At 41.7% G+C, this 14,477-nt stretch carries 17 protein-coding genes and 1 pseudogene; 8 read left to right on the top strand and 10 right to left on the bottom strand.

Annotation, left to right across the window (positions count from 1 at the left end):
• Positions 1–133 (bottom strand): annotated as a pseudogene (locus tag FTU98_RS00005) (IS982 family transposase); the annotation flags it as partial.
• 97 nt (positions 134–230) lie between these two features.
• Between FTU98_RS00005 and FTU98_RS00010 the strand changes: the two are divergent.
• The 3 genes from FTU98_RS00010 (at position 231) to FTU98_RS00020 (ending at position 2,128) form a co-directional block, all read left to right on the top strand.
• Positions 231–785: a YaaC family protein gene (locus FTU98_RS00010; RefSeq protein ID WP_180008471.1), complete on the top strand. Its 555-nt coding sequence runs from the start codon at positions 231–233 to the stop codon at positions 783–785.
• A gap of 92 nt (positions 786–877) precedes the next feature.
• Entirely contained in the window at positions 878–1,267 is a 390-nt protein-coding gene (locus FTU98_RS00015; RefSeq protein WP_004976007.1) for a hypothetical protein, read from the top strand.
• Between the two features lie 342 nt (positions 1,268–1,609).
• Entirely contained in the window at positions 1,610–2,128 is a 519-nt protein-coding gene (locus FTU98_RS00020) for a hypothetical protein (RefSeq protein WP_180008391.1), read from the top strand.
• A gap of 47 nt (positions 2,129–2,175) precedes the next feature.
• Here FTU98_RS00020 and FTU98_RS00025 read toward each other — a convergent pair whose 3' ends face one another.
• Together FTU98_RS00025 and FTU98_RS00030 are read right to left on the bottom strand one after the other, a co-directional pair.
• Positions 2,176–2,376 carry a hypothetical protein gene (locus FTU98_RS00025; RefSeq protein WP_168460379.1) on the bottom strand — a complete coding sequence of 67 codons (201 nt, stop codon included), beginning with the start codon at positions 2,374–2,376 and terminating at the stop codon, positions 2,176–2,178.
• Between the two features lie 120 nt (positions 2,377–2,496).
• Positions 2,497–3,765, bottom strand: a complete 1,269-nt coding sequence (locus FTU98_RS00030) for a hypothetical protein (RefSeq protein ID WP_168460381.1) — start codon at positions 3,763–3,765, stop codon at positions 2,497–2,499.
• Positions 3,766–3,885: 120 nt separating this feature from the next.
• Between FTU98_RS00030 and FTU98_RS00035 the strand changes: the two genes are divergently transcribed.
• Positions 3,886–4,662 (top strand): class I SAM-dependent methyltransferase, encoded by a 777-nt coding sequence (locus FTU98_RS00035; protein ID WP_180008393.1) that lies wholly within the window; start codon positions 3,886–3,888, stop codon positions 4,660–4,662.
• A 14-nt stretch (positions 4,663–4,676) separates the two neighbouring features.
• Positions 4,677–5,231 (top strand): hypothetical protein, encoded by a 555-nt coding sequence (locus tag FTU98_RS00040; protein ID WP_096901318.1) that lies wholly within the window; start codon positions 4,677–4,679, stop codon positions 5,229–5,231.
• A gap of 6 nt (positions 5,232–5,237) precedes the next feature.
• On the opposite strand, the gene FTU98_RS00045 is transcribed toward FTU98_RS00040, so the two are convergent.
• Both FTU98_RS00045 and FTU98_RS00050 read right to left on the bottom strand, forming a co-directional pair.
• Positions 5,238–6,440, bottom strand: a complete 1,203-nt coding sequence (locus tag FTU98_RS00045) for a TIGR03862 family flavoprotein (protein ID WP_180050016.1) — start codon at positions 6,438–6,440, stop codon at positions 5,238–5,240.
• Between the two features lie 6 nt (positions 6,441–6,446).
• Positions 6,447–7,139 (bottom strand): tRNA (guanine-N(7)-)-methyltransferase, encoded by a 693-nt coding sequence (locus FTU98_RS00050; RefSeq protein ID WP_225543524.1) that lies wholly within the window; start codon positions 7,137–7,139, stop codon positions 6,447–6,449.
• 86 nt (positions 7,140–7,225) lie between these two features.
• On the opposite strand from FTU98_RS00050, the gene FTU98_RS00055 reads away from it, so the two are divergent.
• Both FTU98_RS00055 and FTU98_RS00060 read left to right on the top strand, forming a co-directional pair.
• Complete coding sequence (locus tag FTU98_RS00055; protein WP_154321096.1) at positions 7,226–7,399, top strand: DNA gyrase inhibitor YacG; 174 nt, start codon at positions 7,226–7,228, stop codon at positions 7,397–7,399.
• A 204-nt stretch (positions 7,400–7,603) separates the two neighbouring features.
• Entirely contained in the window at positions 7,604–7,783 is a 180-nt protein-coding gene (locus FTU98_RS00060) for a hypothetical protein (RefSeq protein WP_004975984.1), read from the top strand.
• A gap of 50 nt (positions 7,784–7,833) precedes the next feature.
• Here the strand turns inward: FTU98_RS00060 and FTU98_RS00065 are convergent, their stop codons facing one another.
• From FTU98_RS00065 to FTU98_RS00085, 5 genes are all read right to left on the bottom strand, one after another.
• Positions 7,834–8,478 (bottom strand): MBL fold metallo-hydrolase, encoded by a 645-nt coding sequence (locus FTU98_RS00065; protein ID WP_131261085.1) that lies wholly within the window; start codon positions 8,476–8,478, stop codon positions 7,834–7,836.
• 18 nt (positions 8,479–8,496) lie between these two features.
• Positions 8,497–9,510, bottom strand: coding sequence for a ferrochelatase (gene hemH / locus FTU98_RS00070; protein ID WP_104852985.1), 1,014 nt, complete (start codon positions 9,508–9,510; stop codon positions 8,497–8,499).
• 65 nt (positions 9,511–9,575) lie between these two features.
• Positions 9,576–10,604, bottom strand: a complete 1,029-nt coding sequence (locus FTU98_RS00075) for a DUF4062 domain-containing protein (protein ID WP_096901324.1) — start codon at positions 10,602–10,604, stop codon at positions 9,576–9,578.
• 85 nt (positions 10,605–10,689) lie between these two features.
• On the bottom strand, positions 10,690–11,565 hold the full coding sequence (gene murI, locus FTU98_RS00080; protein ID WP_004975969.1) for a glutamate racemase: 876 nt from the start codon (positions 11,563–11,565) through the stop codon (positions 10,690–10,692).
• 46 nt (positions 11,566–11,611) lie between these two features.
• Positions 11,612–12,223: a DUF1285 domain-containing protein gene (locus FTU98_RS00085; protein WP_004975967.1), complete on the bottom strand. Its 612-nt coding sequence runs from the start codon at positions 12,221–12,223 to the stop codon at positions 11,612–11,614.
• A gap of 195 nt (positions 12,224–12,418) precedes the next feature.
• Between FTU98_RS00085 and FTU98_RS00090 the strand changes: the two genes are divergently transcribed.
• On the top strand, positions 12,419–14,131 hold the full coding sequence (locus FTU98_RS00090) for an electron transfer flavoprotein-ubiquinone oxidoreductase (protein WP_004975965.1): 1,713 nt from the start codon (positions 12,419–12,421) through the stop codon (positions 14,129–14,131).
• Positions 14,132–14,477: the final 346 nt, after the last annotated feature.

Raw genomic sequence — 14,477 nt, forward strand, 5'->3', positions numbered from 1 at the left:
TTTCTGATAAAGATAGCGTTGCTTGTCTGATACGTTGACGTTTGTTTTCTTGCTTGAGAAATTGCCAATAGATGGGTTCAAATTTTTTGAAAAAATCATCAACAATACAAAAAATTTCTGTAAAATCGTACATGGCAGTTAGAGCCTTTGGGTTGTGTCGTAACTTTCTAAATGGCTCTAACTACCTTTTTTTCAAGGGCTTTTCTTATCCGTAATTCGGGTTAAACTTAATAAATAAAAGAAAACTTTTACCCATTAATGTAGAGATTCTAACCAATTCAGAACACAATAAATTATTTACTGAAGTGATAATTGATAATGAACAAAAAACAAAAGTGGATATAACTAAGTTTCTCAAGGAGAAACGACTTAATTATTTTAAAGATGGATTCCCTCGTGAAGGAAAAATTGTATATAGATCTAAATACAGAAAATCATATACAAGAGAAAATACAAATACAATCTATCAAAATATCTTAAAAGAGTATTGTCAATTTGACATTACGCCAATCCTAACCAACACAGGCTACCGCTATTATGTTGATTTAAAAGCAGCTGATTTACCTCATCTATCCTACACGTTGTTATCCATGTTTTATCTTGGCACGGTAGCACGTTACAGACCTAGTGAAGCCAATGAACTATTGCAGGGTACGTTAAGACCTGTAGTAAGTGAGTTTGTAAATATTTCACCCAATCAATTCCTTTATCAATTATGTTCTATCTTATTAGAAAAAGAATGCGTAATGCCTTTTTCATCTATTACCCCTATGAGTACTATATAAATCAGGAATAAACACCTCCAAAGAATACTATAGGCATTTCACTTCAGATTCCCTATACTCAACCTAACAACACTCAACAAGAAAACGAGCTTATGAAACTTAAAACACTCATTTTATCGGGTTTAACTTGCCTTTCTCTTAGTGCGTGTACTTCTGCACCTGTTATTCCGCAGCTTACTGCAGGTGTTTTACAAGAAGTGAAAAATATTGAAGTTTACCCAGACACTGTCAATAACAGCGCCAAACTCACAAAATTTATTGATAAATGCGTGATCGAATTTACAGGCACGCTGCAAGCAGGTCGTTCTATTGAACAATGGGCATTTAAAGGCAATGCATTAATTTCAGCTGGTTCTGCAACATTTGCACAAGATGGGACTAGCATAGCAACTCACTTTGACTTGCATGATGCAACTGTGCAAAAGAACTTCATCACCTTACGCAACCATTTTCATAAAGATGCGCTTGCACAATGTAACTAAGCTAAAAACAGCTTTGAATGTATCTTGATGTAGCAAGATTGTTGGACTTTCAATATAAATGCAGCATCGCTGGATATTTCAAACTAAGATGATAAAAGCAGTGTAGCCATTGTTGCCCTGCTTTAAAAACTCTCCAGAGTAACAAGACCCACAATTTTATGTGGGTCTTCTTCTTTAAGCCTGAAATGCTGCCATAATTTTAAATATTGTAAATTTCACCTAAAAATACATCATACTTGCGAAAAATAAACACTGCAGATCATCTAGGCTTTATACAATGCAGTACATTCTATTCAAAACCTTTCAACGACCAGTATTCGGCATCCTAAGAGGCGCAGCACAATGAAAAAGATCAATGTCAGCATTTGTATTGGACTATTACTCAGTAGTGCTTCGGTGTGGGCACAAAATAGTGATGCGCAAATTCAAAGCAATAAACCAATTCAGCCTTATGCAGACAATCCAAACCTTTTGCATGTTTGGGCATATAAAACTCAGGAAGGCGTGATTCAAGCTGCACAAAAAGTCGGTGAAGTAACCGAAAAAGGTATTGAAAAAATTCGCCCATCGGCACATCAAGCTTTAGACAACGCCAAACAATTGAGCAGCCAGGGTGCGGCTCAAGCCAAACATACTGGGCAGCAACTGGCGGGTCAGGTCAATAATAAAATTCAGGAAACCAAAGAAGTGATTACAGGGCAAAGTGATCAAGCCGTGCCGATCTATCAAGCGCCATTAAGTACACCATCACAAAATGTAACGCCTGCGCCAACCACTACAACGCCACAGACACAGGAAGCACAGACTCAGGCTGCCCCAAGTGACGAATCTGAAGAAGAAATTAAAGTGATTAAACTATAAAAATATTGGATTGATGATTTGCTTTAAAATTATAAAAAAGCCTGCAATTATTCTGCAGGCTTATTCATGTGAAAACGAATAGAGTTTTGTATTTGTCGGAACACATATAGGCTAAGCCCAAGTAATACCAACACAGCTAAAGCAAAGAATAAATAGGCTTTAGGCTCTGGCGCATCGACAAAAGCCGTTGCGGATACAATTAAACTGAACAATAAAACAAGCACAGCAGGCATTAACAACTTGGTCATACACACTACCCTTGGAATGATCAATAAAACAAGGTTTCAAGACCATCTTAGCCCAATGGCAAAACAATACAAGTGTCTAAAATTTAAACCATAGAAATTAAGGCTTTAAAACTTTGCAGACTACTGTTCAAGTTCTAGAGTAAATTTGGCAGTATCTGGTAAATCTTCTACAAAGTCGTTGCCGCCAAACTCATCGCTGCTCAGGTTTAAATCCTTATAACTCAAGACAAAATAGTCGCTATATTTTTTCAGTATTAAGGGATGCATGCCTGCCGCAAGCGCATCTTGCTCTTTGCATAATTTCATGACATGACGATCATTCATACTAATTAAGTAGCGCTCATCGTTTAGATAAATTTGTACCAAGCCACTGCCTTTGGCATAAATCGGAATCAAAAATTTATGGTTTAAGGCAATTGCATTTGCTGCATAGCTCTCAATTTTTTGGCTGATGATGTTAAACACCAAACCATGACCAAAATGATCGAGCAATACATTCCGATTTTCATACGGTAACTGGATTTGCAGACCCAATTTGTTTAGGTCGTGCTGATCGACCTGTTTATTGCTCAATAAAGAACGAATCAGGTTTTGTTTCAGCTTGGCATCAAAGAAATTACTGTCTAGCTGTAAATTGTTGTATTTTAAAATACGACCTAAAGACCAACGGTGATTCGGTAAGACATTTTCAATCACTTTACGGTAGTAAAACTTACTGTTCTTTTTCACCTTGCGAATTTTTTGGTAAAAAAACGGCGCATCAAAAGGATGGGTCAAAAAGTCATTTAACAATTCTGAGTTAGCCAAAATCGCAATCGCATCATGCCCTGTAAATGGCAAATGCAAGGTATGTAAATGCGGAATTAATGGCTGTATTTTTAAATAATGCCCACGATCTTCTGGATAGTATTGGTCATAAACCACAATATATTCACGCTGTGCCGATACATCCTGCGCTTGAATACGCATATTGGCATTCACATCGGCATGGTAAAACATATTGTAGCGTGCGTCGTGAATATCTTCAGGGTCAATCGAGTACTGCGGCACCAAAGCCACAATGCGGTTTAAATCCAGTAAATTAGAATACTTAATTGCCGCATAGCCTCCCATAGAGCCGCCATAGCCGACACGGACTTTAAACGGGGCAATGAGCTCTTGAATGGCTGCCAACATGGCACGCATAGATGCTTCAGGAAACCATGATTTTTCCTTTGGCATCACCCCAATTACATTAAAATGAAACTTTTCCAGTGATTTTTCGGCGTTAATAGACGTTCCTTTGGCACGAGTGATTAAATCGCCAAAAGAAAAAATCAGCTCCTGAGATGAGCCTTTCATGAAAATAGCGCGGATATGTCCGTCTTCAAAAATTATGTGTTTGTCCATTCCCACACCGGCGCCAAGGCGCTGAATTAAACCGTTACTTTAAACTTGAATACACGTTACGCAAGTTCAAAAGTGAATATGTTATTTTATAGATGCACAGCAGATTAAAAATCGCAAAATATGACACAATCTCTACATCCTGCCGCACAACAAGGCTTTGGTTCTGGTGCAAGCCTATACCAACAAGTTCGCCCCAGTTACCCGCAAGAAGTCGATACTTTCCTGCAAGATCAGCTCAAAGTTCTACCCAATAGCCATATTGTAGACTTGGGTTCTGGCACAGGAAAGTTCCTGCCGCATTTGCTCAAACTAACAACGCAGCTTACAGCAGTTGAACCCATTGCTAGCATGTTAACTGAATTACGCCAACTTTACCCACAAGTTGCAACCGTTCAGGCACGAAGTGAGCAATTGCCCTTGCCTGCCCAATGTGCTGATTTAGTCAGCTGCGCACAATCTTTTCATTGGTTTGCCAATCTACAAAGTTTAAAGGAAATTCATCGTATCTTAAAACCTCAAGCTCACTTGTTACTCATCTGGAATCAGCGTGATATTTCAGTGAATTGGGTCAATGCCCTCGCAGAAATGATTCTCCCTTTTGAGGGCGATACACCACGCTTTCACAATCAAGACTGGCGTCAGGTCTTTGCAGATACAGATTTATTCCAACTTTGCCACGAACAGCAATTTCACCACAGGCATGTTGGCACAGTCGAGCAAGTGGTTTCCAAGCGTCTACTCTCGACCAGTTTCATTGCTGCAATGCCAACTGAACAGCAACAACAACTCAAAACACAATTTGAACAATTAGTATTAGAATATACGAATAAGCATGTGCAAGATGAAATTGAATTTCCCTATTGCACACATTTGTATGTCTATCAAAAAGTTGAATGAGAGGGAGCAAATAAATGCAAATAACCTTTAAACACGCGATTGCTCCCTTAACAATTTTTTTGGCGTTCTCCCTCAGCGCTTGCGAGCGCAGCAAAGTAGAACATGCAGACAAACTCAGCCCTGAAGATCAAATCATGCAAACTCAGGTCGAGCAAGCCGCGATTCAGCCCTTTGAAATGACTGCGGATGACCCGCATGATATTCAATTGCTGATGGATTATGAACAACGCCATGACCAAATGAGCAATGATTTGGAAGATGAGTTAGAACGCTTGCATGAAAGCCAACAACTCGATGCTGCATTTGCACAAAATCGCCTGCAGGACAACATTCAATCTGCCTTGAGTATGCTCAAAGAACTGGATTTAAAGACACCGCAAGGGCGTTATATTCAAGGCCTAATGAGTCATTATTGGGAACAGCAAGCGCAATATCTAGCAACTCAAAATACAACTTCTGCACCTTATCCTGTCAGTAAAGAACAACGTCAGCAAGGCTTAGCAGACTTGCTACAGGCGCAGCAACAACTAGAACATTGGCGTGGGCAATATCCACAACTTGATGAATAACGTGTTTTACGGACGCTGCTGTAAATACTGATGCACTCCTTCAGCGGCAGCGCGTCCTGTAGCAAAACAGGCTGTCAGCAAATAGCCGCCCGTTGGCGCATCCCAATCCAGCATTTCACCACAGAGAAAAACGTGTGGATTGGAATTTAACTGCAATTGTGCAGATAAAACCTCACGTTTGACTCCGCCCGCACAGCTAATTGCTTCTTCAATAGGACGAAAACCCTTTAAAGGCACCGTTAAATTTTTAATCTGCTGCGCCAATTGCATAGGTTGCTGCCAAAGGGCTTTATCCAGCAACTCACGCACGACTGCAGACTTCACGGCATCCAAACCTGCCTTACGCCAAATATTGCTTACAGACTGTTTTTTGGAAGGTTGCAACTTTTGGTAGAGTTGCTCAACGGTTAAATCGGGTAGCAAATCGAGTTGTAACTGCAGCGGTTGTTGAGCGTGCTGCAACTGTCGCAATGCTCGCCCTTGCTTATAAATTAAGCCACTTTCCAAACCATAATGGCTAATCACAATATCGCCCATGCTCGCTTCAGCGCCTTTCACCCATGCTTGCACACGTTTTAAAGGTTGTCCAAAAACTGGCTGCATATAGTTAGACCAGTGACATTCCACCCCTGCATTACTGGCTTGAAAAGGCTGAATTTCATTGGCAGATAACCAACGCTGCCATGCACCATCACTACCTAATTTTGACCACGACACTGCTCCACATGCCATCACAATAGCGGCAAACTGCTGTTGTTCAACTTGCGCTGTACTTAGATTTTGAATACTGAGTTGATTGTTCTTTAAATCACATACCTGATGCCGATAATGAAACTGCACGCCTGCATCAACCAAGCGTTTTAACCATGCGCGTAGCAAAGGTGCGGCTTTCATTTCTTGTGGAAAAATTCGCCCCGATGAACCTACATAAGACTGAATACCTAAACCCTGCATCCAGTTTTGAATCCAAGCCGCATCCCATTGTTGAATCCACGGCGCCAACCATTCCGCCCGATCATAACGCTGAATAAATTGTGCAATCGGTTCGGCATGTGAAATATTCAGCCCCGTTTTACCTGCCATCAAAAACTTACGTGCCGCTGAAGGTTTCTGCTCATAGACATGCACATCATAGGCATACTGACTCAGCACTTCGGCAGCCATTAGCCCTGCTGGCCCTGCTCCTATAATTGCAATGCGCTGTTTCATGCCTGTTTACTCAGTTGTTGCACTTGAGTCTGCAGAAACTTTCGCCTCAACTGCAGCAGGTGTTAAAGTCAGCTGCTGTCCTTGCAAAGGCTGAAAATCATCAAAACGGGTTGTATAAGCTACTGGTTTGGTGATCAACAGTTCCTGACAACGCTCGCCACGTGCTAAATATTTGATTTCAAAGTGAGTGCGTGCTGAATCTACTGGAACATCCTGCTGAATAAATGGCAACTTCCACACTTCAATCAGCTGTTGCTGTGCTTCTGCAATATATTCAGGAATATTACTCACCAAAGTAATGCTGCCACCTGCTTTTAAGCGTGACAATAAAAACTCAAAAAACGGCATATTCAACCAACGCTGGGTGGCATTATGCGGTTCTGGATTCGGATATAAAATAAAGAATTGCTCGACTTGAGCAGGAAATAAAGCATGCACAATCCATGGAATCGCATCGGCATGAACAATCTGTAAGTTCTGCTGACCTTCAAGCTGATGCTGTTTTTGCATCGCCAAAAATTTTTCACGGGTGCGCTCAATTGCAATCAACTTGTGCTCAGGATGCTGCCCGCTAAACAATAGGGCGTGTTTACCTTTTCCGGCCCCAATTTCCACACAAACCGATTCATTGGCAATGGCTTGAAAATCACGAGGGGCATGCATACGCTGTGCTTGAAATTGACGAATTGGCATAATCAGATCAAACTTACAAAATTCGGCACAAGTCTATCAAGTCAGGTGCTATTTGCCTAATCCAATCCTGCATTTTTCATTTGGAGTTGATCATGCCACGTACTTTCCCTTGCCCACGTTGTGGCGAAGCTACACAATGGGAAGACAATCCTTTTCGTCCATTTTGTTCTGAGCGTTGCAAGCTCATTGATTTAGGCGCATGGGCAAATGACGAGTATCGTTTACCCACCCAAGATGCTCCGCAAGCAGAAAACTCTGAGGAATAAGCAATAAATTTCCACGCCAAATATTGCCTAAAACTACACACAGTTTCATGGAATTTTTCACATTTTTAGAAAAATTATTCAAAATTTAGTTGTTCTATAATTGCTTTCAGCAGAATTAGCACAGGTTATACTTTGCACTATTCGTGACTCCGTCACTGCACATAACAATAAAGAAAGCAAAAAATAACCTAGGAACATTTCACCATGGAAATCATGTTAAAAGGAATTGTAATGCTGTGTATTTTACTCTCTACCAGCAGTTTAGGCTTTGGACTGTACGCGCATGATTTACTCATGCTGTGCATAGGCATCTTACTGACAATTTTCACAATGCTGTTTGCAATTGAAAGCAAACAAATGCTGAATAATCCCTTTCGCAAATAAAAAAGTCAGCGACTGCTGACTTTTTCTTAAAGCATAAATACACACTGCTTTTAACCTGCTTGCCCCGCCACAAAAGGGTTGTTCTGTTTTTCAAATCCAATGGTACTGATGGGACCATGCCCCGAAATAAACTGAGTGTCATCGGGCAAACTAAAACACTCGCGCTGAATTGAATCTAATAATTGTTGATGATTCCCACGTGGAAAATCGGTGCGTCCAATCGAGCCTTTAAATAGCACATCGCCTGTCCACAAGACGCCATATTTTGCATTATAAAACATCACATGGCCTGGGGTATGCCCTGGTGCATAACGCACTTCAAAGCTTTCTTGACCCAATTGCAGCACTTCACCACCCTCTAACCACTGTGTAACCGTGACTTGTTCAGGGATAGGAAAACCATAACGTGCAGACACTTCTTGCAGTTGATCTAACCAAAAAGCATCTTCTTTCTGTGGACCAATCACAGGAACATTCCAGTAATGTTGCAACGCACCAACAGCCCCCGCATGGTCTAAATGTCCATGAGTGAGCCACAAAGCTTTCACCGTTAAACCCAACGCTTCAACTTCGGCTTTCAGCTTTTCAGGCTCACCGCCTGCATCAATCAAAATTGCTTCTTTGCTTTCTGCATCCCACACAATCGAGCAGTTTTGCTGAAAAGCGGTGACGGGAACAATTTTGACTTGCAACATGGTGGCGAACCTCAAAAATTAATGGCTTAGGTTAAGCTTTACAGCATCAAGATTAGCTTGAAGTAAATGTTTGAGCAAATCCAAATGATCGGCACGGGTATTCAGTGCAGGAATATAGGCATATTCTTTGCCACCTGCTTGTAAAAACAATTCTGCGTTTTGAATCGCCAATTCTTCTAGCGTTTCCAAACAATCTGCAGAAAAAGCAGGACTCATAATTTGCACCGACTTCACGCCCTGCTGTCCCCATTCTTCAAGTAAGACATCGGTATAGGGTTTGACCCATTCTTGTTTGCCAAAACGTGACTGGAAGCTAATTGCCCACTGATCATCATTTAAATTTAAAGCATCGGCAAGCAATTTGGCCGTGATCCGACAACGCTCTGCATACGGATCACCCTTATCGGCATACGGCTGTGGAATGCCATGAAACGACATCAATAATTTTTCTGCCACACCATGCTCGGCTTGAAATTCACGCACACTTTGCGCCAACGCCTGAATGTATAAAGGATGCTGATAATAATCACGAATGATGGATAAGCCCGGCAAATTACGCTGCTGTGGCACCCATTTGGCAACGGCATCATATAAAGGTGCAGTCGAAGTTGCCGAATATTGTGGAAATAAAGGGAACAAAATCACGTGATCTTGAGGATTTTGACTCAAAGCTGCCAAAGCCTGTTGAATACCCGGATTGCCATAGGTCATTACCGGTAGAATATTCAATTCAAACTCAGGATATAGCGGCAATAACTGCTGTTTTAAAGCATCAACCTGTTGCAACAAAATTTCCCGCATCGGTGAATCTTGCTGCCAGACCATGGCATAAGCATGTGCAACACGCTTAGGACGAAATGGCAAAATGAATAAGTTCAAAATGATTTGCCAAATCGGTTTTGGAATTTCAATCACCCGTTGATCGGATAAAAACTGCTTTAAAAAACGGCGAACCGCTGCTGCAGTCGGTTCATCAGGCGTACCTAAATTGGCTAAAAGAACGGTTACTTTGGGTTTTGCTGTAGACAACATTCAGCCCTCGTGTCTGATGATTGAGCCCGACTACTTTAACAGTTTTTTCACTCTGTATTGAGAGATTAATACGGTGTTTTAAATGAATAAACCCGATCGGTATCTAGCAAATTGCTCTCTAAAAGTTTTTGCGCTTTTGCCGTGGTTTGCCACAACATCCGCTGACGATCATCACGCCCCGCCTGCACAATCCAGTCATTTTGACGCATTTGCATTTTAATCTGATGCAAGGCCCGAATATTGATTTGGGCACGTGCAACTGCATGCGCACGTGGCATGATCCGACGTGCATCCTCCAAACCAGTTTCATTCAAATATTCATTCATGCGTTTCGAAAAATATTCTTCAGGGGTTGGATGAATAAAAGTATTGCCTAAAATTGCCAACAACTGCGCCCAACTTAAACTTCGCTCAACTTTCAGCTCTCTAAAGTTACCATCCTGATAGGCATGCATGCGATATTCAAAACGATATGATTCATTCATCGACACTTTAGATACGCTTAGAAACGGGTCTGCTTCGCGCTGTCCCACATCGGTTTCCAGCTGACGTAACTTACTTTTTAAACGTTCAATTTCATCATGCAAAGCTTGTGTATTTTGCGGGCGCACCCAACCAGAAGTCGGATAACGTTCTAGCATTTGCGACATATTAAAGCGGACAGCAAGCTCTAAATCACGCAGAGTGCGGTAGCTAAACACCTGATCGACTTCTTGTTGTAATAATTTACGGAACTCTTTGAATTTTTCACGCAATTCAGGTTTTTCATCATGTAAAGATGAATCACGTGAATCTGGGTCTTCGTGCATAAATACAATGATCGGCTTTTGCTTGGTGACTGCATAAATATACTCTAAATGCATATACCCCACGCCCGACACCGATTGCTCACCGTACTGGCTGCCCAATAGAATCACCACATAATCACAATCATCAATTTGACGGCGTGCAAATGCAGTGCTGAGTGGGGTACGTTGTTCTAAACCCCACGAAAAAAAACCCATTCCCACCAATGTTTGTGCCAAGATCACTCGTTCTGGCTGCATATCTGCCCCAGACGTCGAGATAAAGACCTGATAGCGCTTATCGAGCATTGGTTTCCCCTCTCCTATTGCCATTACAAGTCGGTCACCGTCTACTTGTAATGCCTTTCCCCAATCATAAAAAATTATCTTAAAGTCAGTCCACAGTACTCACATTTGCGATACTCCAAGAAATATTGCCTGGAATAAGATGCTGCAACACGGGCTTTAATTGTTCTGCATTGTTCCCGCTGACATAACACGCAATTTGTAAAGTATCTGCCAAACTTTGTTCAAATAATAACTCATTTTTAATTAAAATGCGGGAAGTTTGACGCGCAACGGCAATTCCTGAGTCAATTAATGTCAGTTTCTGACCAAAAATGGACTCAATCGCAGGTTTTAGGAAAGGATAATGGGTACAACCGAGCACCAAATAGTCCGCGCCCTGATCGACCACAGGTTGCAAACTCTGCTGTAAGGAACTTAAACATGCCTCACTCATTTGCGCCCCTTGCTCAACAAAAGGCACTAAATCTAGATTGGTGACATTCAAGACTTGCACTTGAGCAGGAATCGCAAAACGCTGCATCACATCTTTAATAAGTTGTCCGCGAAAAGTCGCAGGCGTCGCAAGTACAGCCACAGTTTTGCTTTGGCTATTTAATACGGCAGGCTTTAAAGCAGGCACTAAACCAATAATGGGAAAATCTTCGCCGTAATGATCGCGCAGATAATCTAGACTAAAAGCAGAAGCAGTATTACACGCCACGACCGCAACTTTACAACCTTGTCGATATAACCATTCGATTGCAGCTGCAGTGAGTTCTCGAATATTTTGATCATCACGTGGGCCATACGGCACATGTGCAGTATCGGCATAATAAAGGATGCGTTCATTGGGCAAATATTCTGCAATTTCAATGGCAACTGACAAGCCTCCTATGCCCGAATCAAAAATACCAATTGGCGCACTGGCTTGTGCTTTTGGCATGGCTTGATTTAAGGGAGAAACAGGATGAATGGCTGTCATAGCAAGAGATTCAGCAATACAAAATGGGATGAATAAAGCTTAAACCTCAGCTGCTTAAATGCAAGTGCAAATCACCACTTTTCAACGATAAAATCGTTTCGCCCTGCGCATTTTCACTCAGCTCGCCCAATTCCACCAAATGTAAAAAAGCCGCACGCTGAATCAGGGCATTAATACCAAAACGCACATGCACATAAGGACGCAGCTCACCTGCATATTCACGCATAAAAATAGGATGCTCGGCATCAACAATCACAATATCCTGATGTGTAGTGATAAGTTGAATATAATTTTGCTGTCCGATTTCGACCACATCAACCTGATTGATGAACAAAGGCTCATCTTCTACCTGGATTTCAATTTGTTCCACTGGGGTTTTTAAATAAAACTTGCCCTGCTCTTTCCATAACACACTAGAAAACAGATCAACCAATGCCTGACGTTTGATCAATTGACCTTCGTGCCACCATTCTCCATTGGCTTTGACCAGCAAATCCATTGCTCCACAATGCTTTGGATGCCATTGCTCCAAAGGAGGGATTGATCTTTTGTGACCTGACTGTCCAGTTTTTATATATTGTGCAATGTGCATTAAATTTTTATTATCAGCCGTAGCTACATTTTCTGTCGGTTTGATTGAATTATCGTCATGCTTCATGCTGCAGTACCTTACTGACGGAAAAATAATACGATTCAGCCAATTGGCTAAGACTCGGTTTAAAACTATACTAGCTCACAATACTTACCCATACTGTAAAAGACACGATTAAATTTGTGTCTGGCAACTAAAAATACTCATGGCAGCACCGTTGCTTGATGCGGTTGCCACCTTCAATTATATGAGGAGTCCTACATGGAACACATCGAACGTGAATCGATGGAGTTTGACGTAGTCATCGTAGGCGCAGGCCCTGCGGGTCTTTCTGCTGCGATCAAAATTCGTCAACTTGCAATTGAAAACAATTTAAATGATCTGTCCGTTTGTGTGGTCGAAAAAGGCTCTGAAGTTGGTGCGCATATCCTTTCGGGTGCAATTCTTGAGCCTCGCGCCATCAACGAGTTATTTCCTAACTGGAAAGAAGAAGGTGCGCCTTTAAATGTGCCTGTGACTGAAGATAAAACTTTCTTCTTGATGTCACCTGAAAAAGCTCAGCAAGCACCGCATTGGATGGTGCCTAAAACCATGCATAACGATGGTAACTACGTGATCTCGTTAGGCAACGTGGTGCGTTGGTTAGGTCAAAAAGCCGAAGAATTAGAAGTTTCTATTTTCCCTGGCTTTGCGGCATCTGAAATTCTTTACCATGCCGATGGTACGGTTAAAGGCATCCAAACTGGTGACATGGGCATTGGTAAAGATGGCGAGCCAACGCATAACTTCACACCGGGTTATGAACTACATGCCAAATACACCATTTTCGCAGAAGGCTGTCGTGGTCATTTAGGTAAGCGTTTAATCCAGCAATTCAATTTGGATAAAGATGCCGATCCGCAACACTACGGGATTGGTATTAAAGAACTTTGGGAAATTGACCCTGCAAAACACAAACCAGGTTTAGTCATGCACGGTGCAGGCTGGCCATTAAGTGAAACAGGTTCTTCAGGCGGTTGGTGGTTATACCACGCAGAAAACAACCAAGTGACTTTGGGTATGATTGTGGACTTGTCGTATACCAACCCACACATGTATCCATTTATGGAAATGCAGCGCTGGAAAACTCACCCTCTAATTAAACAGTATCTAGAAGGCGGCAAGCGTATTTCTTATGGTGCACGTGCTGTGACCAAAGGTGGCTTTAACTCATTGCCAAAATTCACCTTCCCAGGTGGTTCTTTAATTGGTGATGATGCAGGCTTCTTAAACTTTGCCAAAATCAAAGGCTCTCATACCGCCATGAAGTCTGGCATGCTTTGCGGTGAAGCAGTATTTGAAGCGATTGCTGCAGGTGTCGCAAAAGGCGGTGACTTGGCGATTGCTCGCGTAACTGAAGGCGAAGATTTCTTTGTGAAAGAGCTAACGGCTTACACTGAAAAATTCAACAACAGCTGGCTGAAAGAAGAACTTTATAGCGCACGTAACTTTGGCCCTGCAATGCATAAGTTTGGTCAATGGATGGGTGGTGCGTTTAACTTTATCGACCAGAACGTGTTTAAAGTACCATTTACTTTGCATGATTTAGTGCCTGATTTCAGCGCACTCAAAACTGTAGATGCAACCAGCTTTAAACCGAACTATCCAAAACCAGATGGCAAGCTGACTTTTGACCGTTTATCTTCAGTGTTCGTATCGAATACCGTACATGAAGAAAATCAGCCAGCACACTTAAAGTTGACAGATACCTCTATTCCAGTGAACGTAAACTTACCTAAATGGGATGAGCCTGCACAGCGCTACTGCCCTGCGGGTGTTTATGAAATCATGGAAAATGATGATGGTTCAAAACGCTTCCAGATTAACGCAGCCAACTGTGTTCACTGTAAGACTTGTGACATTAAAGACCCATCACAGAACATCACTTGGGTAACACCTGAAGGTGGCGGTGGTCCGAATTACCCGAATATGTAATTGCGAATCGCAATTGAGAAACCCAAAAGCAGTGCCTCGGCACTGCTTTTTTATACACAGTTTACAAAATTACCAAGGTCTCATAATCCCTTACATTTTTCAGGTATTTCTCTATTCAAAAGCAGGCGATTGAATAACTTTCCTTGTTATGCTGTTTTTGCTTATTTTTTATCTTTTCTATTTTTAGTTTTTTATTTCGTTTTTTTCAGACTTGAACAACCGAAAATGTTGTTTTGTCAGCTTTTATACAATGCTATTCGGCATTTTATGCAGCACTTAGCACGGTAGCAAAATGTTGTAGATGCTGACTAAAACTGACTTGAGTGGAGTATAAAGCAGTACTTTG

Source organism: Acinetobacter sp. YH12211, from assembly GCF_013418015.1.
Classification (GTDB): Bacteria; Pseudomonadota; Gammaproteobacteria; order Pseudomonadales; family Moraxellaceae; genus Acinetobacter; species Acinetobacter towneri.